At 68.4% G+C, this 20,014-nt stretch carries 16 protein-coding genes and 2 pseudogenes; 11 read left to right on the top strand and 7 right to left on the bottom strand.

Features of this window, described 5'->3' with window-relative positions:
* Positions 1–62: 62 nt before the first annotated feature.
* Positions 63–422: pseudogene (locus tag ACIP4Z_RS33625) on the bottom strand (LacI family transcriptional regulator); the annotation flags it as partial.
* Between the two features lie 367 nt (positions 423–789).
* Between ACIP4Z_RS33625 and ACIP4Z_RS33620 the strand changes: the two are divergent.
* A complete protein-coding gene (locus ACIP4Z_RS33620; protein WP_401314254.1) occupies positions 790–1,164 on the top strand; it encodes a hypothetical protein in 375 nt (124 codons plus the stop codon).
* 54 nt (positions 1,165–1,218) lie between these two features.
* Here the strand turns inward: ACIP4Z_RS33620 and ACIP4Z_RS33615 are convergent, their stop codons facing one another.
* Entirely contained in the window at positions 1,219–1,452 is a 234-nt protein-coding gene (locus tag ACIP4Z_RS33615; protein WP_401314252.1) for a hypothetical protein, read from the bottom strand.
* A gap of 148 nt (positions 1,453–1,600) precedes the next feature.
* On the opposite strand from ACIP4Z_RS33615, the gene ACIP4Z_RS33610 reads away from it, so the two are divergent.
* Positions 1,601–2,188: a S1 RNA-binding domain-containing protein gene (locus ACIP4Z_RS33610; protein WP_401314250.1), complete on the top strand. Its 588-nt coding sequence runs from the start codon at positions 1,601–1,603 to the stop codon at positions 2,186–2,188.
* Positions 2,189–2,206: 18 nt separating this feature from the next.
* Here the strand turns inward: ACIP4Z_RS33610 and ACIP4Z_RS33605 are convergent, their stop codons facing one another.
* On the bottom strand, positions 2,207–2,533 hold the full coding sequence (locus tag ACIP4Z_RS33605; protein ID WP_401314248.1) for a hypothetical protein: 327 nt from the start codon (positions 2,531–2,533) through the stop codon (positions 2,207–2,209).
* A gap of 316 nt (positions 2,534–2,849) precedes the next feature.
* Between ACIP4Z_RS33605 and ACIP4Z_RS33600 the strand changes: the two genes are divergently transcribed.
* The 4 genes and pseudogenes from ACIP4Z_RS33600 to ACIP4Z_RS33585 all read left to right on the top strand — a co-directional run.
* On the top strand, positions 2,850–3,767 hold the full coding sequence (locus ACIP4Z_RS33600; protein WP_401314246.1) for a hypothetical protein: 918 nt from the start codon (positions 2,850–2,852) through the stop codon (positions 3,765–3,767).
* Between the two features lie 137 nt (positions 3,768–3,904).
* A complete protein-coding gene (locus ACIP4Z_RS33595; RefSeq protein ID WP_401314244.1) occupies positions 3,905–4,588 on the top strand; it encodes a DUF2637 domain-containing protein in 684 nt (227 codons plus the stop codon).
* Positions 4,589–4,776: 188 nt separating this feature from the next.
* On the top strand, positions 4,777–5,304 hold the full coding sequence (locus ACIP4Z_RS33590; RefSeq protein ID WP_401314242.1) for a hypothetical protein: 528 nt from the start codon (positions 4,777–4,779) through the stop codon (positions 5,302–5,304).
* A 104-nt stretch (positions 5,305–5,408) separates the two neighbouring features.
* A pseudogene (locus ACIP4Z_RS33585) lies at positions 5,409–5,573 on the top strand (nucleotidyltransferase domain-containing protein); the annotation flags it as partial.
* A 430-nt stretch (positions 5,574–6,003) separates the two neighbouring features.
* On the opposite strand, the gene ACIP4Z_RS33580 reads toward ACIP4Z_RS33585, so the two are convergent.
* From ACIP4Z_RS33580 to ACIP4Z_RS33565, 4 genes are all read right to left on the bottom strand, one after another.
* Positions 6,004–7,365: an AAA family ATPase gene (locus ACIP4Z_RS33580; protein WP_401314240.1), complete on the bottom strand. Its 1,362-nt coding sequence runs from the start codon at positions 7,363–7,365 to the stop codon at positions 6,004–6,006.
* Positions 7,362–8,870, bottom strand: a complete 1,509-nt coding sequence (locus ACIP4Z_RS33575; RefSeq protein WP_401314238.1) for a hypothetical protein — start codon at positions 8,868–8,870, stop codon at positions 7,362–7,364. The genes ACIP4Z_RS33580 and ACIP4Z_RS33575 overlap by 4 nt, the downstream gene beginning before the upstream one ends.
* Positions 8,867–9,883 carry a hypothetical protein gene (locus ACIP4Z_RS33570; RefSeq protein ID WP_401314236.1) on the bottom strand — a complete coding sequence of 339 codons (1,017 nt, stop codon included), beginning with the start codon at positions 9,881–9,883 and terminating at the stop codon, positions 8,867–8,869. Before ACIP4Z_RS33570 ends, ACIP4Z_RS33575 begins: the two co-directional genes overlap by 4 nt.
* Before the next feature lie 253 nt (positions 9,884–10,136).
* On the bottom strand, positions 10,137–10,994 hold the full coding sequence (locus ACIP4Z_RS33565; protein ID WP_401314234.1) for a hypothetical protein: 858 nt from the start codon (positions 10,992–10,994) through the stop codon (positions 10,137–10,139).
* 250 nt (positions 10,995–11,244) lie between these two features.
* Between ACIP4Z_RS33565 and ACIP4Z_RS33560 the strand changes: the two genes are divergently transcribed.
* The 5 genes from ACIP4Z_RS33560 to ACIP4Z_RS33540 all read left to right on the top strand — a co-directional run bounded on the left by ACIP4Z_RS33560 (position 11,245) and on the right by ACIP4Z_RS33540 (position 19,906).
* Complete coding sequence (locus ACIP4Z_RS33560; RefSeq protein ID WP_401314232.1) at positions 11,245–12,951, top strand: DUF6119 family protein; 1,707 nt, start codon at positions 11,245–11,247, stop codon at positions 12,949–12,951.
* A gap of 112 nt (positions 12,952–13,063) precedes the next feature.
* Positions 13,064–15,184 carry an McrB family protein gene (locus ACIP4Z_RS33555; protein ID WP_401314230.1) on the top strand — a complete coding sequence of 707 codons (2,121 nt, stop codon included), beginning with the start codon at positions 13,064–13,066 and terminating at the stop codon, positions 15,182–15,184.
* A complete protein-coding gene (locus ACIP4Z_RS33550) occupies positions 15,177–16,445 on the top strand; it encodes an McrC family protein (RefSeq protein ID WP_401314228.1) in 1,269 nt (422 codons plus the stop codon). Before ACIP4Z_RS33555 ends, ACIP4Z_RS33550 begins: the two co-directional genes overlap by 8 nt.
* Before the next feature lie 158 nt (positions 16,446–16,603).
* On the top strand, positions 16,604–18,484 hold the full coding sequence (locus ACIP4Z_RS33545; RefSeq protein ID WP_401314226.1) for a DNA/RNA helicase domain-containing protein: 1,881 nt from the start codon (positions 16,604–16,606) through the stop codon (positions 18,482–18,484).
* Positions 18,485–19,081: 597 nt separating this feature from the next.
* Positions 19,082–19,906 carry a hypothetical protein gene (locus ACIP4Z_RS33540; RefSeq protein WP_401314224.1) on the top strand — a complete coding sequence of 275 codons (825 nt, stop codon included), beginning with the start codon at positions 19,082–19,084 and terminating at the stop codon, positions 19,904–19,906.
* The last annotated feature ends 108 nt before the right edge of the window (positions 19,907–20,014 follow it).

Genomic DNA, 20,014 nt, shown 5'->3' with positions numbered 1-20,014 from the left:
AGCTCAGCAGCGCGTCGAGCGCCGCGACCGGGGAGCCGGGGTTCATTTCCCCGGGCGGGGATGCCGGGCCGGATGAACTGCGTCTCCAGGCCCATGAGTTCACCCCAGCGGACACCGGCGTAGCCCTTGGTGACGACGGCGACGAACTCGTCGTCCCGCCCGGTGAGCAGCGCGGCGCGCTCGGCGATGAGCAGGATGCCGAGCGCGTCCGTGATCACCTTCTCCGGCCCACGGTTGCGCGACCGCCCGGCCCCCTTGCCGCGTCCCCTGCGCCGCGCGGCCGGGTCCGTCTCGCGCAGCCCGTCGTCCACGGCGTCACCGACGATCAGGTGCAGGGTGCTGCGCCAGGTCGTCAGGGTGGCGGCCGCATAGCCTCGCCCTCGCTCTTGGCGTTCCCACTGCTCGACGTGGTGCCGGTTGATCTCGCCGACCTGACGGACGGCAAGGTGCTGGCCTCGGGCGGGGCGAGCGGCCGTTCCTCTCGGACCGGGTGATTGCTCAGGCTGACGATGCGTCAGCGCATCGCTTTACGAGACCGGTTGAGGACCCAGCGGCGCGCGACTGGCGAATGCATGAGCCCTCCTCTATCGGCTGTTCGGTAGCGGCGTTCGGTTGACCGAGGCGTTGTTGTACCTCGTCGTCACAGCGCTGGGGAAGCGGATTCGGGTGCGACTCTTCCCTGGTCGGGCGACTGCGCCGGGACGTTGGCACGGAATCGCGGACGCATCCCGGCGGACCGTGACGAGAAGTCGGTTGAGCGCCAGGACCCCGGCTCGGCATACTCGCGCGATGACCGACGATGCGCCTTCCGAGGCAGCCGAGGGCTGGTGGGACGAGCCCTGGTACCGGGTCCGTACGGATCGTTTCGTGGCGTCCTTCCTGCCGAGTGCGGGCGAGGATCTGGACGCGGTGTGCAACGTCGACGTCGAGGTCCGCCTCACTGACGGCTCACGCTGGAGCGCGACCGTATTTACCGTCGCCGAGGTGCAGCGCCTGATGGAAAGGTGGGCCCAGACCGGTGAGGAGGCGGGAGGTCGCTATTTCTGGTGCTCGGACGGGCTGATCGTCCGCGAGGCCGGCATCGCCAATATGACCGAGGCGATCAGCGGCGTACTCGACGAAGGCGACTTCGAGCAGATCCTCCAACGGCTGGAGGACGAGTAATCGCCTTATGACTGCGGCGTGGTGGCCTGGGCCGTCCGGCGCACCGACGCCGGGCTACGGGCCCTCCACTCCTGGCCGGTAGTTCGGATTCGGCCGGAAGTCACCGTAGATCTTCCCGCGTGCGTTGACCTGCCACGCTCCGATAATGGCCTCGGGGGGCACGTCCCCGTTCGGGTCGTCGACCATCTCCCCGTCGATCTCGTAGACCCAGCCTCCAGGATTGGCCCTGGCCTCGTCGACCAACTCCGGCGGAAATTCCCGCTGGCCAGCCCGTTTCCCGCTGAACATCCCCATGCCCCACCCCTACCTGGTGCCAGGGGCAATGCACACCTGATCGCCCGCCCGAACCGCCTGGACCTGCTGTCCCCGTAAGCTGCGGGCCAGGGCAACAGCCTTTCGTACGGGGCGGTCGGTGTGAAGCTGAAAGGTGGACCGCATGAGCGGCATACCCGAGCACCCGGAGATGTGGGCCTTCCTCACATCGCTGGCCCCCGGCGCGACGCTGTCCGGCACCGTCGCGGTGATTGAGCCGTTCGGGGTCTTCGTCGCCCTTGACGACGGCCCCAGCCACCCGCTCTTCCCCGGCGTCGGGTTCATCACCTACCCCGAACTTTCCTGGCAGTCCTTCGACGAGGCAACCGAGGTTGTCCAGGTCGGGCAGCGGGTGACGTGCGAATTCCTCCAGTTCGACACGTGGAACCTGGAGGCCAGGCTGTCACTGCGTGCGATGCAGCCGGACCCCTTCCAGGGGTTCGCCGACCGCGTCGTGGTGGGGCAGGAACTGCGCGGCGAGGTGACCAAGGTGGTGCCGTTCGGCGCCTTCGTCCAGGTCGACGGGATCGAGGGAATCGAAGGGATCGAAGGGTTCGTCCACCAGGAACACCTCGTCGCAGGGCCCGAGGAGGCGATGTCGGACGTCGTCCGCGTGGGCGAGGAGATGACGGTCGTCGTCACCGAGGTCGACAGGACCCGCCGCCGACTCTCGCTCGCCCAGCAACAGGATCCCTCAGACGATTCGCGCTGAGACATCACCCCTACGCGGTCAGCCTGCCATCTCGCGCCGGACCAGCGGTGGCCGGTCGATGATCTCGACGTACATGATCCGCCCGTGCACGACGTCCAGGTTCACCATGCCGCTGGACGGCAGAAGCGGCACGCAGCGGTGGCCCTCACCGTACGGCTGCCCCTCCGGATGATCGGACGTGCGGAGGCTCTGGCAGAAGTCGTCCCGGCAGCCGCACTCACCGAAGAGCCGCAGATCCCAGGCGCAGAGAGCGAGTTCGCGCTCCCCCTCGGCTTCGAGCAGGGCGATCAGCTCGACGACGAGGTCAGGGAAGACGAGGCGGAGGAGCGGTCTGTCGTGATCCACGCCCGGAGGGTAGCCGCGCCCATCGTCCGCCGGGCTCGCCCATGGCCCGAGATCCTTCCGGGAAAAGCGTGTACCGTGCCGCTCCGACCACCGGGCTCAGCTCGGACCGCTGACAGAGGGAGGCGCCGTGCGTACGCATCACGCCCGCGTCGACTTCCTCGCTCTCGGGAGGAACGTTCCGTCTGATCGCAAGTCGCCCAAGAGCAGTCGATCTTGGGCGAACCGCGTGGTACGTTCTGTCACCGACGAACTTAATAGGGTGACCCCGGCAGCGCGCCAACGCTCCGGGGTCCGGCACAAGGAGCTTGACCTCCCGATGCAGATCCATCGTATCCGCCATGCGCGCGGCTTCACGGTCCTGCCCAACGCGTTGTTGCAGGACCGGCGGCTGTCCTACACCGCCCGCGGCCTGCTGGCCGACCTCCTCTCACGCCCCGACGGCTGGCGCGAGGACGGCCGCCACATGGCCGACACCAGCCCCCAGGGCCGCCTCACCGTGGCGAAGGCCCTGCGCGAGCTGACGGCCGCCGGGTACTACCGCGTCGAGCGGGTGCGCCGCCCGGACGGCACTTTCGTCAGCGAAAGTCATGTGTACGACACCCCGCACACCGCGTACGCGACCGCCCAGGTGGTGCCGGGTGCCGTACTCCCGGGCTCCGGTCGACCGGCCTCCGATGACCGTGGCGCCCACCCCGTAAAGGACCGGGGGAAAGAACCCACCCTCCCCGCCCGGCGGGCGGCCCTGGGCGGGCGACAGGAGACCACGCCAGCACCCTCAAGTCCGGCACTCGCCGAGGCGGCAGCCGTGCTCCATACGGTGACCTCGGCTGAGCCCCGCCTGCGCCTCGGCGCGGCAGAGGCGATGACGCTCGCGCCGCTGGTGGAGCCCTGGCTGGAACGTGGCCTGGGTCCGCGTGATCTCGGCTTCGCCCTGCTGGGCGGCCTGCCCGAACGCGTCCACAGCGCGTCTGCCCTCCTGCGCGATCGTCTGACCCGCAAGCTGCCTCCGGCCGTCGAACCGGCGGCCGTATCGTCGCGGCCTCGCCGGTACGAGTGCTCGGCATGTGCGCGCCCGACTCCGTACGAGGGCATCTGCCGCACCTGCGCAGGCGCGGACACCGCACCGCCCGATGCCCTCGATGAGCGTGCCCGTACCGCCGCCCGGGGCCGCGCCCTGGTCCGCGCCGCCCTCAGCGACAGTCACCCGCGTCCGCTGGCCGGCGCGAGAGCCTGACCTTCTCTTTCGCGGCTGCCGCCGCTCCGCGCCCGTCCCTGTCCTGACGCGCGCCCTCCCCCGACCCACCTGAGTGATGCCGCCTGCACGCGCTGACGCGCGCGCCGCGCCGCCCACCGCCACGCCTGGAGCTCCGCATGCCCACGTCCACCCCACCCCAGCCCGAGCACCCCGCTCCGATACCGGACCGGCCGCGCCACCGGTCGCTCCCCTTCGACCGCCTCGTGATCCTGCTGCTCGGCGCCTGCGGATGCGTGCTGTCCTTCGACTCGCTGCGCCAGGTCGCCCTGGCCACCCACGTCCGCCCCGACCTGAGCTACCTCTTCCCCGTCGTGATCGACGGCTTCATCGCGTACGGCGTCCGCGCGATCCTGCTGCTCCGCGACGCTCCCCGAAACGCCCGCCTGTACGCCTGGACGCTCTTCGGCGCCGCCACCGCCGCCAGCCTGTGGGCCAACTCCCTGCACTCGGTGCGGCTCAACTCCCCCGGCACCCACGTCCTGGTCCTCGGCAACCACACCGTCGCCGTCCTCTCGACGATCGCCCCGATGGCCCTCGGCGGTGCCACCCACCTCCACATCCTGGTCACCCGGCACGGCCGCACGCAGCACCGGCCGCCCCGGCCGCCGAGCCGACGCCTCCATCAACGAGCTGGCCGCCGTCATCGCCCACGCCCACCCGGATCCCGGCCAGGTGAGCCGCGCCGCCGCCCGCGAGGCGATCCAGGCAGCCGGACTGTCCGCTGGCAACGACCGCATCGCCCAAGACCAGCCTGCGTCGCCCAAGGGCTGAGCCGACGAAGGCGGTGGGGGTACTCGTAGATCCGGCGCAACCAGCCCCCGAGCGCCCGCACCGCCGACCCTCCCAACGCCCCGGAGCCGCCCACAGGAGAAACGCCCCACGCCGACGTCGCGGCCCGTGCCACCTGGACCTCCACTGCCCTCGCAGCGTGCCAACAGGAGGAGGTAATTCGCCCAGCTTCGACGCGACCGGCCGGTAGCGTGACGCCGTGACTAAGGAAGGGCGGCTCTACGAGTACGTGGGGCCGCCGGAGCTGAAGGCCCGCGTAGTGTCCGGCGACGAGGGCCAGAGGATCCGTACCTCCGAAGATCTGTCCAGGTGGCTCTCCACCCATGGGCTGGAAGAGTCGGCGGAACCCTTCACCTTCGTGGTGGGCGTTGACGGCCTACTGCGCCTGGCGCCCCGCCGCAGCGAACACGTGTCATGTTCCGGCGCACAACCGGTGCTCAGCGCAGGCGAAATGACCTTCGCCCAGACCCTCGGAGAGTGGGTGGTCACCGAAATCAGCAACCAATCGACGGGATACTGCCCGGATCTCGCCTCATGGCGTGCCGTCACTGCCGCTCTTATCCGTATCGGCGTCGCGCACCCGGACGGCTTCACTCACGGTGTCGTGTTCCGGCGTTGTCCTGGCTGCGGGCAGGTCAACATCGTGCGGGAAGAGGACTTCGTCTGCGTCTTCTGCGAGTCGAGCCTCCCCCAACATTGGAACGTGGACGGTGACGGCATCGACTGATCTGCTCGCAAAGGCTCTTACCCGCCGCATCCGATAGCCCGAGACCCCAGCTTCCAGGGTCAAACCGCGGTGCGCTCGATCGACCCTCAGTCGACAATCCCCTCATGGACCCGATCGATGCCGCACGCGCCGTTGTCGAAGAACACCACCCCGGCGCACGGGCAGCTTTCCTCGGCGGCAGCGTCATCACGGATCAGCGTACGGCGACCTCCGACCTGGACATCGTCGCCCTGCTGGACGGCGAGCCGGCACCGTACCGGTTGACCATTCACCGGCACACCGGATAGTGCTCCGCGTCGCGGACCACCTTGTCCAGCTGCGCCGCGAAGTGGTTGTCTGCCAACCCGCCTTCAAGTACGTCCTTCCGCGGAACACATGCCTTCCGTAAAGCCGCCAGGCTCGCTGCCATGCCCCTCCTGCCCCCAACAGCGTGCGCATTGCGTCTCGCTTTGACTACGCGTCAGGTTCGGGTCAACGGCGGCGCTTAGGCCGTGAACTCCAACTGCTCGTAACGGAGTTGAGCATCAGCCGAGACCCTAGGGAGGCTTGGGTGCCCCGCCTCGGCCTTGATGCCGACAGCGCGCTCGGCCTGCTGACCGGCGGTACCCGAGCGAACCTGGCACCGCGTACAAGCCAGTGCCCGCCAGGGCTCGCGATCCAAATCCACTGCCGCCCGGCCAGCCGGCAACGATGCCTATGTCAGGCCTGGACACGATGTTCCGGGCGGCTGAGGTGCGCCATGACGATCTGGTGGGCGCGCCAGCCGTCGGGGAATTTGGGCGGGACGTCGAGGTGGACGGGCTGGGTGGAGGGGTGGCGGTCGAGGAGGTCGGTGATGCCCGCGCGGGCGAAGACCAGGCAGGCGTGGCGGTGGCGGGACAGCAGGACGCAGAGGCGGCCGGTCTCCAGGTGGAAAGCGCTGGCGTCGACGCGGCCCGAGAGAGGGTGCCAGACGAGGGTGACGTCGAATTCGCGGCCCTGGAGGCGGTTGGCGGTGTCGACGGTGACGCCGGTCAGCCGCGGCTCGGCGAGGAGACGGCTTCGTACGGCCTCGGCCTGGTCGTTGTGCGAGACGCCGATCGCGATGCGGGACGGGAGCAGGGTCCGGCCCTCCGGCGCCTGCTCACAGGATGTGGTGGTGCCGCGGGTCAGCAGTCGTAGGGCGGATTCCGCGAGGGCGTCGGCGAGTTCGCGGTCCGTTCGCAGCGTCTGCCGGGCGGGCAGCTCGTAGTAGCCCCAGCCGGTTTCGGCGGCGGCGTCGAGGGCGAGGTCGACCGGCGTCCGGCCGAGCGTCGGCAGGAGTGCCATGTGCCGGTCGTCCGGGCCGGTCCCCGCGTCGAAGCTGGTGAAGGGGTAGAAGGCCCGTCGGGTCAGTTCGGCGGCCGAAGCTGGCAGCCGCCAGGAGACGGGCAGGGCGTGCAGCGCCGTCGTCGGGTTGTGGGCAAGCGTCACGTCCACCGCGTTGTTCAGCGGATTCCAGCTGAGTCCGTGCCACCGTTCGGTCGCCACGGTGCTGAAGGGGTCCAACTGGCCGGGGTCACCGACGAACAGGGCCTTGTCGAAGAGGCCCGCGCAGGCGAGGAGAGCGTCGGACCGCATCTGGTACGCCTCGTCGATGATGGCGAGCGGCCAGTGGCCGTGGTCGTCGGTTATCCATGCCCACTTGGCGGCCGTCGCGATGATGACGGGCGGGCGGGTCTCGAAGTCGGCCATCCTGCGGGCGCCCATGACTCTGCCGAGGGCGACGAGCCGCGGAGCCAGAGATCCGCTGCTCTTGAGGAGCCGGCCCACCGTCAGCGCCGGATGGCTCTCGACGAGGCGCTGGGCCAGATCGTCGACCTGCTCGTTCGTCTGGGCGACGATCATCACCTCGTGCCCCTGCGCGACGAGATGGGCGGCCGCCCGGACCACGAGCGTGGACTTTCCTGCCCCGGGCGGCGAGTCGACGACGAGCCCGCGGGACGTGCCGGCCGCGAGTTGGTCGATGCCGGCCAGGATTGATCGGACGGCGTCATCGGCCCGTTCACCGGGCGTAAGGGACGCAGATGCTGCCGTCGTCATTCCCAGACCTCATTGGCGTCGTCGTCGGTGGGCCGGTGGGGAGGCGGCGGACCGCCGTGTGTCCAGGGCGTGGCTTCGTCATCGGGGAGTGCGGCGGGCATGCTGAAGAAGGACACGGAGGTGTAGCAGACCTCCTCGCCCAGCGCGGGTACGGAACCCGGCGGCGCGGGCGGCCGTTGGGAACGGCCCATGCCTTTGCTCAGCTCCAGGTCGATCTCGTACGGCCCGTCGCCCTCACCTCGGATCGCCAGGACGGTGGCCTCCTGGGCCTGGCGGGCGGGACTCCGGACTTCGTCGCCGACACGGAACCGTCCTGGCCCCGGCACCGACAGCGTGACCATCGGGCGCAGCGAAATCCTGTTGGCTTTGCTGAGCACCGTCCGGTCCGGAGCGCCACCGGTCACCGTACCCACTACCGCCTCGCCGGTCAGTTCGTATTCGGCCATCACCAGCGGGTCGTCCAGCGCGCGTTCGGCGTCGAACCGATTGGCTGCGTCCTCCAGTCGCGCGAGGCGACGGGCGGCGCCGGAGGCATGGTCACGCCGGGCCTGGGGCAGTCCGCCCGATGCGAGGTACTCGGCGAAGTAGGTGAAACCGTCGCGGTCGTTCTGCCAGCGGGCGGCGAGCTTACCGGCGGGGGGCACGCTCCTGAGGAGGTCCAGGGCCCGCCACATCAGGTCCCACGTGGGAAGGAGTTGTGGCAGCAGCTGGGCTTCGAGCTGCCGTACGGCGGCGGCGCGGCGGCGCGAGTGGTCCGCCTTGTCGACCGCAGCGTAGAGATCGACAAGGATACGGTCGAACTCGGGGTCGGTCGCGGGCCCCGCCGGTGGGACGTTGGCCGGGTCTTCCGCCCAGCGGGCCGCCGTGGGTCCGTCCCACCCTTTGGGTGGATCGATCCAGCCCATGAGCGCCGGCAGATGAGCATCCTCGACCGGGCTCTGTCCCGTTGCCCAGTGTGCGGAAAGGACGCGGGTAAGGGCGAGTTCCAGGCTGGAAGTGGCGAATTCGGCCTGGTCCGCGAACCACGTCAGCCACTGGCCCAGTCGCGGCACTCCGGGATCGACCGCGTACGGGCCCTCGGTGCGACGGAATCGGGTGGACCGTCCGAGCAGACGGAGGAAGGCTGCGGCGCCGGGGTTGGGCACCACAAGCTGCGGAGCGTCGGTGCACCTCACGCGCTGTTCCTTCTTGGCTCCGCGGCCCGCCTCGTAGGTCTCGGTGTCGGCAGTGAAGTCGTCCAGGTAGGGAAGAAGCAGTGCGGCGAACTCGGCCGTGAGCCGAAAGCGGTCGGTGCGGTTCTTGGGCTGCGGAGCGACGAGAAGTCTCGGTTCCCCGCGGTCCGCGCCAACCAGCGCTGCGAGGGGTGCGCACGCCTCTCCGGCGAGTCCGAGGGGGATGACGACGAACGGCCGGTCGGCGATGTGGGTGTGCCGTACGGAGGTGATGGGCACCGCACGCCGGTCGGCCGCTGCCTGGAGCGTGGCGATGACGCCGAGAGTGCTCATGCGGCGCCTCCGCCGAGTCGCCGGATCCGAAGATCAGCCGCGGTCCTGAGCAGTGCCACAACCTCTTCCTGCGCCTCCGAAATGTGCCCTTCGCCGTGGGCGAGAGCATGCGCGGCGGCGGTGCTCTCAAGCCCGGGAAGGCTGTCGCGGACCGTACTGCCGAGATGGGCGGGGTCGCCGTCGCCCACTGCCGAGTCCCGGCAGTATCGCGAGAGTTCGCACATGTCGAGACAGCGCGGGCCGTAGAGATGCGGAAGTTCCTCGACGGTGTCGAGCAGTTGCGAGACCCTGGCCGCCGGACGGCCACCGTCCACGGAAAGGTCGAGGGTGGCACCGGGAGAAAGAGTCGCGGCCCGCGCTTCGACCGACGCCAGGCGTGTCAGCTGGTGCTGTACGGCGTCGAGTTGCTGTCGCAGGTCGACCAGTTTGCCGTACGGCCGGTTGCTGAAGTCCTTCGGCAGGACCAAGAGGAAGCGGTCGGAGACCAGGTCGGCCGCCACGTCCACGCTTCGGAGCGTCTCGCGCAGGGCGAGGACGTAGACGGCGGCTTGCTTGGCGGCCTCCGCGACCTTCCCGGGATCCGCCTGTCCGTCCACGGCGGCGAAGGACCTGATGAGTACGACATAGAGCTGGTCGTCGATGCGGTGGCTGACAGCGTCGGGCTCCAGGTGGGCGGTGGTGCCCGCCACGTCCAGGGTCAGGATGGGGTGGTCGAGGATCAGCCGGGATTCGCGGTCCTGTGCGATCGCGCGGAGAAGATTTCTCGTTTCCGCCGCCCGCGGCGCCGCGTCCTCGTTGCCACCGACCGAATTGAGGTCCGCCACACCCGCTTCCGCCACGGGGACTCCCAGCTCGGACCGCAGGAGGGTGATCAACTCGGCGTATCCGTACGCCTTGAGCTGGTCGGCGAAGGTGCGCTGGCGAGTGATGGCGAGCGGGGACTGGCCGAAGGGGGCCGGATTCCCGAGCCGGCGGGCCAGCTTCATCTTGTCGACGCCCGCAGCGTCGATCACCGCACGGCGTTCACATCCGGGATTGACGGTCAAGGCAGTGATCTTGCGGGCCGAATACGGCTGTCGCGGCTCGTTTCCACGGAGCCGGTTGAGTAACCCTGGGCCGGTCGGGGGTGGGGTCGGTGTCGCCATGTACCTCTCTCAGACACAGTGCACGGAGGGCCACCGCACGGTGGACCCCCTCCCGGCGATCGGGATCGGGCACAGGAGAGGCGGCGGGACTCGTTCTCACCGGCCGCTCCGAAGCGGGTCATCAATTCTCGGAGCCGGAATCGGCCTTGTCGACACCGCCCACTCTGGCGGCACCGAACAACAGACGTGCTGGATCGGTCAATTGCTCGCGGGCACGCGCGGCGGCGGCCCGCCTCGTCGCGTCGTCCGCGTCGGCATGGACCGCGGTTTCCGCCTCCGCCGCCTCCACCACACGGGTCGCGTCCGGGCGGCCGAACCCCTCGTAGGCGCCCGGGATGTTCAGAGCGAACCTCCTCAGCAACGCCCAGGCAGGGAGAGTCGGTTGATGGCCGGCTCGTTCAATCCGTGCCACCTGCTCGCCTACACGTTTGGCGTGCGTCAGAAAGTCGACCCGCGGGCCGAGGGGGCCGGAGATCCGCTGCTCCAACGACCACGTCGACACCGCGAGCAGGCCCCGCACCGGGGTGAACCGGTCGTGTGTCAATGCCGGGCAGATGTAGTACGGCCGCGCGAACGGCTGCGCCACGAAGGAGCGTTCCTCGTCCCGCCGCAGGGAGCCCAATCGGGCGGTGACGACGGGTTCGGACAGGAAGGCCGCGTGCGTGGCGGCGATCAGTTTGGGGCCCGCCGGGGCATCGAGGATGGTCAGGGCCTGGTGGGCCTGTTCGCGGATCGGGACGGACGTCGATGACTGAGGTGCGCCGCCGAACGGAGGAGGCTCGGCCTCGACGGCATGGAGGCCGCCCGGCTCACTGAGTTCCTCGCCCTCGTCCACGACTCTCGTGTACTCCGCCAGCACGGCGCGGAGCTTGTCACGCAGGCGCTTGGCCTCGTCTTTCTCCCCGCGTCGGTTCGATTCGCTGATGGCGGTGCGGTACTCCACCATCCGCGCTTCCAGCTCTTCCAACGATGCGGTCATGACGGCAGACTACCGCGCTCCCAGTCGATGCTTCAAGATTCCAGTAGTTCCAATAATTTGCGTTAATTCGCGGGAAGTGGTTTGCTGGTTCCATCGGCTGCTCCGGCAGGTCCTCTTGGCAGGGCTCGAGCACCGGTACAGCTCCCTCCTGGTCTCAGCGCGCCCGGCCCCGTGGCCGTCGCCCCCGACGCCGAGTTGTCGGCGTACGACCCGCATGCCAGCACCGCCATCCCGCAGGAGCAGTACAGCCATGTCTCGATTCGTCCCTGAACCGGTTCCTCCCTCCACCGCCACGTCCAACCGGACCCTCTACCGGCTGACCGGTGTCGAGCCCACCGTCGAGGCCATGCTCGACTGCATCCCTGCGGACAAGCTCGATGACATGGGTGCGGAGATCCAGGTCCTCAGCCACTACGACGTCCCCGCCGTCGCACTGTGCGGCAGTTTCGCCAAGGAAGAGTCGACCTGGTGCGCCGGCTTCTCGCGCCTCACCGGGTGGGAGGTGCGCGAGCCGTCGCGGCGCGGGGCGGCGCTCATCATGCTCGCCGTCGACGGCGAGGTCTACGTCGTCACCTTCGGCGACGGCTTCCGGCTCGTGCCCGGCGAGTTCAAGGACCGGCGGTTCGGACTGCGGTTCGTGATTCGCAGTGTCGACCCCGACGACATCCGGGCGGCCGTCTCCCGTACGCCGGGTCAGGGCCGCACCGACATCTCGATGCTCCCGGGCGGGGCACCGATCGGTGTCCTCGCGCTGGACACCTTCACGAAGCTCGTGGACAAGCTCACCGGCCGCTTGAACCGGCCTGAGCTGACGGTCGCGCTCAGCGGTGACGGGCGCGTGCGCAGCGCTGAGGGCGGCAGCGGTCTGCGGCTCCCCTACGGCGCCGACCCCGCCGCGCTGATCAGCGACATCCGCATCATCGCCAAGGTCTCCAGGGAGGAACTCCCGCTCCCGGAACTGGAGTTCGTGGAGTCCGTGACGCCTGTCCAGGAGCAGGAAATGATCGCCTCGCTCAATCTCGCGCTCGACGCCGCCCTCGGCACTCTCGGCGGAGTGCGCGCCACCGCGACCGTGCCCAGTGACAGCCTGGACGACATGGACCAGGTCCGCGCCGTCGGCGTCCGGTTCGGTACCCGCGAGGACCGGCACTTCAGCGACGCCTTCGACCTCGACTACGTTCTCGGGAGGCTGCGGTTCCACCGTCCCGGCCACCGCTTCCCAGCGCTCGAGGACGGCCAGGTCACGCTGTACTCGGACGACCGCGCCCGGCCCGGTGACATCATCCGTACCGACCCGCTGGCCCTGTGGATCGAGGCCGATCTGCTGCTGGACGACGGTCGGCGCTTCGTCTTCCTGGAAGCTCGGTGGCACGAATTCGACCAGGCGTATCTGGGGGGCCTGGCCATCACCACCCGACGCGTCATCACCCCGACCCCCTCGGTCGACCTGCCGCCCTGGCGGGACGGCGACGACGAGCAGGCATACAACAAGAGCGTCCAGCGCGAACGTCCCGGCTTCCTCTGCCTCGACCGGAAGAACGTCCGCACGCCGCTGCACCGGAAGAACGGTGTCGAGGTGTGCGACCTGCTCGCCCCTGACAACACCCTGGTGATGGTCAAGCGCGCCAGCGGCTCGGACGCGCTCAGCCACCTGTTCAGCCAGGGCATCGTGGCCGTGGAGGCACTGCTCAACCAGCCCGAAGCACGGGCCGGCTTCGCGGCCAAGGTCGAGGAGCTGGGCGACGGCCGTCGCCTCCCCGAGGGCTTCCTCCCCCACCGGGTGGTCTTCGCGATCCTCCTCAAGGGGCACGACGCCCTGACCGTCGACACCCTGTACCCCTTCGCCCAGGTCGCCCTGGCCCACGCGGCGCGCACGCTCCGGTCGTACGGCGTGGAGGTGGAGGTCGTCGGCATCCCGCCGGAGGGGGAGGCGGACGCCGGGCAGCAGGCGGCGTGATGCGCGTGCGGTCGGGCGTCCGGGTGCCTACCCGGGCGCCCGACCGCGCACGCGCGGCAGAGCGCTTTCCGATTCCGCATACCCGCACCCTGGCCAAGGAGGATCCGGCAGCATGACCGTCGTGATGAAGCAGGCGAATCCGTGGGAGACCGCGGCCACGTTCGACAGGACCGCGTTGGCAGAGGTCGAAGCAGCCGCCGAGGATGAGCGCAAACAGGTGCTGGCCCAGTTCCCCTTGGAGGAGTGGGCCACCCTGCCGTTGTCGCGCTACGCCTTGGGGCAACCGACGTCGTCTGGGAGCGCGCCAACGTACTGCCGACTGATGGAGTTCGGCACTCCGCACCTGGGCAGCATCAAAGGCGGCAGCGCCGCGAAGCACATCATGTATCACCACAGGTCGGGTGAGTGGCGCCTTGCGGCTCCGCTACGCGGAATGGAGCCGGAGAGCGCTTGGACGACACTGCGCGAGCAGTTCGTCCGGGCCTTCGAAGCTGTCGCCGCAGAGGACTTCGACGCGCTGGACGACCTGGATGCGCTGCGGTTCGGACCGACATTGGTCACCAAATCGCTGGCCACCTACTTCCCGCAGCATTTTCTGCCCATCTACGCCGGTGAGCACCTGCGTAATTTCGTCGTGCTGCTCGGTGGCTCGGTGCAGAGCGGCGCGCCGGCCTGGCACAGCAATCGTCGCCTTCTCGAGCTCGTACGAGAGCGAGAGGAGTTCGACGGGTGGACCGGACACCAGGTCATGCACTTCCTCTACGAGTACTTTGATCCGCGCCCGCGCCAACGCGCCATTTGGAAGATCGCCCCTGGTGAGCGCGGCCGGCTCTGGGACGAATTTCGCGACGGTGAGACGGTGCGCGTCGGGTGGGACGAAGTCGGCGACCTCGGCCAGTACCAGAGCGACACGGAACTCAAGAAAGCTCTCGACGAGCAGTGGCCACGCACCAGCGGCGGCAGCCTCACGCTCGCCCGCCGTCTCCTCGCCTTCCGCGATCTGGAGGCCGGGGACCGGATCGTGGCCAATCGCGGCACGGACGAGATCCTCGCCACCGGAACGGTGAGCGGAAGCTACCGCTACGACAACGACTTGCCGGAGTACCAGCATCTCGTACCGGTCACCTGGGACGACTCGCACGCGCAGAAACTGCCGAAGCCGCAGCACGGCTGGCGCTCCACGTTCGCCAAGGTCGACCCGTCGTTGTTCGCTCGAATCACCAACGGGTCGGCCGGTCTCGGAAGCCCGGAGACGAACCGTTCACCCGATACCGATAGGGCACCAGCCACACTGCCCGAGGACGTGGAAGCGGTTCTTGAGGCACTGAACCGCAAAGGCCAGGTGATCCTGCACGGACCGCCCGGCACCGGCAAGACGCGCCTCGCGCTCGGCGCCGCACTCGCTCTGACCGGCTACGCCGACGCCCTCGCGGGGACGCCGGATCAGCGTGCCGCCGCGCAGCGCGAGATACTGCAGAGCCGTCGCGTTCACATGGTGACCTTCCACCCCTCATACGGCTACGAGGACTTCATCGAGGGCTTCAAACCCGATCTGAGTGCGACAGGTCCGGGACTGACGCTGGCGCTCACCGACGGCGTCTTCCACAGCCTGTGCGCCAAAGCGGACGCCCAACCCGACGAGACCGTTCTGCTCATCATCGACGAGATCAACCGTGGCGATCTCCCGCGCATCTTCGGCGAGTTGGTGACACTCCTCGAACTCGACAAGCGAGGCATGCCGATCGACCTCTCCGTAAGCGGGCGCAGCTTCTCCGTACCGCCGAACATACGGATCATCGGGACCATGAACACGGCGGATCGCAGCATCAGCCACCTGGACGCGGCCGTACGTCGCCGATTCGCCTTCCTGCCGGTCGGCCCCGACCCAGAGGCCGTGTCCGGTGCTGTCGGTCCACTGGACCTCGCGCAGTTCTTCGAGGCCCTCAACACCCGCATCAGCCAACACCTTGATGGCGATCACCAGATAGGTCACGCCTATCTCTTGCGTGACGACGAGCCCATCGCCACTGAGGACGACCTGGCTGCCGCTTTCCACCACGACGTGATCCCCCTTCTCGAGGACTACTGTCTGGGACAGGCGGACCTGCTGCACCGCATTCTCGGCGGTCTGGTGGACGCCGACACCGGACGCGCGGCACTGATGTCACCGCAGGATCTCCCCAACGCGCTGGCCACCGAGTTCACCACCGGCGTGCCCGATACAGATGCCTGATCTCACCGCGGTCCGACTGGGGGAATACGAGTCGACGGGGCTGCGAACCGAACAGCTCACGCCTCGCGACGTCGACCGTCTACAGGTCCTTCAGGAGCGCCGCTGCCTCACCCTCGACCGCGGACCCGCCGGGTGGCGGCTCAAGGCCGACGCGACAGTCGGAGTCCTGGCGCTGGACCACGTGCGCCTGGTCATCGAGCCGAAGTTCGCCATATCCGGTGAGCGGCTCATGACGTGGCTCGCCTACGCCCTCGACGCGCCGACACCCCTTACGACAACAACACGGCGCTGGTCCACCGGGCCTGACGGTTACGCCGACCTCGTAGCGGCGGCTCTGCTGGAACAGTGCCAGCGGCTGCTGAGAGAGGGCCTGCGTCACGGCTACGTGCGGCACCAGAGCATTGAGCCCGTCCTGCGCGGACGTCTGGACTTCGCGAAGCAGATCTCGCGACGCTATGGACAGCTGGACCAACTCCACATCCGCACCTTCGATCGCGAGACGGACATCTGGGACAACCGGGTTCTGGGTACGGCCCTGCGGGCCGCCCTTGCGCTGGTGTCCGACTCGCACCTGGCACGCGAACTCCGGTCCACCGCCTCTGCGTTTCCACAGGCCGCGACACCTGGCGCCGCCCTCCGCGCCCTGGACCGCGTCCGGTACACGCGGCTGAACTCCCGCTACCGCGCTGCTCACACCTGGGCTCGACTGCTCCTGCGCGGAGGCGGCGTCACCGATCTCCTCACCGATCTCGGCACCTCGGCGGAGGGCCTGCTGCTCCGAATGCCCGCCCTCTGGGAAGCCGTCGTCCGCCGACTGACCGCCGACGCTGCTTCCCGGCTCGGGGGCTGCTCCATCACGGCCACAGGCAGAACCGGCATCACCGTCCGCGGAGATCTCGGCAGCCCATCGCGCTTCCGGCCCGATGTCCTGCTCAGCCTCCCGGGACCCGACACGACAGCGCCCTCCGTTCTACCGGTGGACGCCAAGTACAAGCGATACGACCGCCACGGTGTCAGCGCCGGCGACGTTCATCAGCTCCTCACTTACAGTGCCGGCTACGCCTCGGCCGACTGTCCGCGCTCCGTGATCGTCCACCCTCAAACCGCTAGTCACGCTCATCGCACACTCCAGGTCCGCGGCCCAGACGGCCTGCTCGGTGTCGTCCAGGTCCTCGGCGTCGGCACGAGCGCGCACCCTGAAGAGGCAGCACAGTGGATCGCCTCAACCCTGGCTCGGGATCAGAGGATGACCGCCCGCTGAGCGCACGGGAAGCGGAACGGTCAGTGCGCCGCCGGACGGCTGAGTACCCTTGAACCCATCGTCATCGCGGCCCGACGGGCTTCCGCTCCACTCAGGTGGAGTCTCGAAGGACATGCCCCCACCCGCACGAGTCATTTCGTGCTGCCTGGGGGAAATCCTTGCTGTTCCGCGCGTCAGCCAGGACGGTCGCCGTCATGGCGCTCGACGGCTCGCTCTTCCTGCACCTCACCGAACAGTTCGTCCACATGCACGGATACCGCCCCGGAGCCTCCGAGGTTCGCTCGTGGGAACGCAGCATCCCGGCACTGGCCTCGGCTCTCGGTGACGCCGGTCTCGATGACGTCGAAGTGATGCTGGAGTACGCCCTGCCGCTGAACAGCAAGCGCGCCGACGCCGTACTCGCCGGAGTACATCCGGTCACCGGGGAGCCGTCCTACGTCGTGGTCGAGCTGAAGCAGTGGAGCCACGCAGAGCCGCACGAGGACGATCCGCTGCTCTGCCACATCGACGCCTACGCGCAGCCCGTACTCAACCCGATCGAGCAGGTGCGCCGCTACTGCGAGTACCTGGTCAACTTCAACGGCGCCCTCGCGGAGCACCCGAAACGGGTCAGCGGGGTGGCGTACCTCCACAACGCAACGGAGTTCGGCATGAGCGGGCTGCGGGAGATCGAGACCGACGATCGGGGTCAGCTCTTCACCGCCGAGAGCCGAGGCTCGTTCCTCGACCACCTCCGCACCAGGCTGAGCGACAAGCATCCGGGGGCACGGGCGGCCGACGAACTGCTGGCAGGCAAGGCGGCGCCGTCCAAGCAACTCATGGCGTTGGCTGCGCAGGAGGTGCGGGAGCGCGAGCAGTTCGTTCTGCTCGACGAGCAGCAGGTCGCGTATCGGATGGTCCTGAACGCGGTCCGCAAGGCGAAGCAGTCCGATCACAAGGAGGTCGTAGTCGTCACCGGCGGGCCGGGCACCGGCAAGAGCGTCATCGCGCTGTCCGTTCTCGGTGAGCTGTACCGGCAGGGCGTCCCGGCACTGCACGCCACCGGCTCCAAGTCGTTTACCCAGACCATGCGGAAGGTGGCCGGCGCGCGCAAGCGCGAGGTGCAGGATCTCTTCAAGTTCTTCAACGGCTTCATGACGGCCGAGAAGAACTCCCTCGACGTGCTGATCTGCGACGAGGCCCACCGCATCCGGGAGACCTCGGCCAACCGCTTCACCTCTGCCGCCCACCGGACGGGCCGACCGCAGATTGACGAACTCATCGACGTGGCCCGGGTCCCGGTCTTCCTCCTGGACGAACACCAGGTAGTACGGCCTGGCGAAATGGGGACGGTCGCCGAGATCAAGGCAGCCGCGACCCGCAAGGGGGTCGAGTGTTCCGTCGTCCGTCTGGAGAGCCAGTACCGCTGCGGCGGCAGTGACGCCTATCTGCGGTGGGTCGTGCGCCTCCTCGGCCTGGAGCCAGGTGGTCCGGTCGCCTGGGAGCCCGACGACCGCATGCAGCTCCAGGTCGCCGGGAGCCCGGAGGAGATGGAGGCGTTCCTCCAGGACCGGCGCGGCGAGCGCTACGGCGCCCGCATGACCGCGGGCTACTGCTGGCCCTGGTCCGAGGCGAAGCCCGGGCAGCCACTGCCGGCGGACGTGGTGATCGGCGACTGGGCCCGCCCCTGGAACCTCAAGGGCGAGCGCGCCATCTCCGGGGCCCCGCCGTCCGCACTGTGGGCCACCGACCCGGCCGGCTTCGGCCAGATCGGCTGTGTCTACACCGCGCAGGGGTTCGAGTACGACTGGTCCGGCGTCATCATCGGCCCCGACTTCGTCTGGCGCGGCGACCGCTGGGTCACCGACCGTACGAAGTCCAAGGACCCGGTCTTCAAGAAGTCCACGCCGGACACCGACGTGGACCGCCTGATCCGCAACACGTACAAAGTCCTGCTGACGCGTGGCATGGTCGGCACGGTGGTGTACCCAACCGACCCGGAGAGCCAGGACAAGCTGCGCGAGCTGGTCGGGATGAAGCGCAGCGTCGTTTTGCTCTGACCGTACCCCGGACCGCCGCGGTGACGGTGCGGGCAGATCCTGTCCTGCCGACCTTTGCGAGTCGCGGTAACGGCTGAGCTCCCACAGAGATCCATTCGATGAGAAGGTCTCAGCCCGGGCACCAGCCGTTGTCAGTGCCGGCGGATACCTCGTCGGACGTCGGCACGGGAACCGGCGAACACTCGGCGACTCGCGCCCCGATGGAAAAACCTCGAAACGGTCCATATGCATGGCACCGACTGTGGCCGTGCAGGTATCGGAATGCATTGAGCTATCGCTCATTGCATGTATCTCACCCGTGGACTTACCCCGATCACCAACTACGGCCCACGGCTGTCCGGTCGCCAAGCGGTCCATCCCAAGGGGACCGGAGTCCGCCGTAGGACGCGGCCGAGTAGCCATCTCACGACACGAATATGGCAGTACCCGTCCCAGCCCCAGCCTTCAAGGTGAATCATGGCTGCAGCGTCTATGAACGCGACATTGAAGGGTACGTCGTGGAAGCGGGCGAGTGGTGGGCACACCAGGCTATACGAGGCCATGGGCCGAGTTGGGATCTCGGCCCGAGGGCCCCGCGAATCACGGAAGGAGCCAGTGGTGACGGTGCGCAATTGTACAGGGTGGGTCCCCAACCTCAGAGGTCAGTTCGTCACCTTCACCGGAAAAGTGGAGATCAACGGTGATCGGATGTACCGAAGGGAGTGCGAGCGCCGGGTCAGCAAGCTGAATGGGCAAACCGCGACGGACTTTTCCGGGAAGGTAACCCTACTCGTCCAGGGAAGTCTGGACGGCCAGTCGGTCATAGACACACGGCGCGGCTACAGCGAGAAACTCGTCGATGTCCAGCGCACCAGATTGAGCGGCGGTCCCCATGTGCACGTCATCGACTCGGACGGCTTTGGGGAACTACTGGCAGGCCGACGAGCACGATGTCGCAGGCTCCGCGGTTCTGGCGCCGGCGTCGAGTTCGTCCCCGAACTGGGAGATGGAGTACTGGGGGTCGAATTAGCTCCTCGCGCAGCACCAGTACATGTGGCATCCGACCTGGCGATTGACTTGTCAGCTCTGGACGCGGGCACGGCAGCCCATGAAGCAACGATCAGGGCACTGGCAGTGCACTTGGACAGAAGAGGAGTCCGCCTTTTGGGCCCTGCGCCTCGCGCCCCTCTCTTCGACGCTGGTTGGGTTGAAGGTGAACAAATATTCATCGCAGAGGTCAAGAGTCTGGGCGCGACCGGCGAAGACCAGCAGATCCGCCTTGGACTCGGTCAAATCCTTGACTATGCCTACCAGTTGGCTGGCGCGGACCCAGTTGTCCCCGTCCTGGTACTGGAACGATCACCGTCAAGCAATCGCTGGGCAGGTTTGACGACGACTTTAGGTGTGCGCCTGGCCTTCGGGCCTACCTTCGCAGGACTGTAATCGCCTGCAAGACGGTGCCGTAGTCGACTCCGGTGGCGGAGGTGGGGTGCTCGATTCCATCAGTCCACGGGGCGAGGGTCTGGCGAATCCTCGGCCGCCGCCGGTGTG

Source organism: Streptomyces sp. NPDC088910 (assembly GCF_044749865.1).
Lineage (GTDB): Bacteria > Actinomycetota > Actinomycetes > Streptomycetales > Streptomycetaceae > Actinacidiphila.
This window is presented reverse-complemented; position numbering and strand designations above follow the sequence as displayed.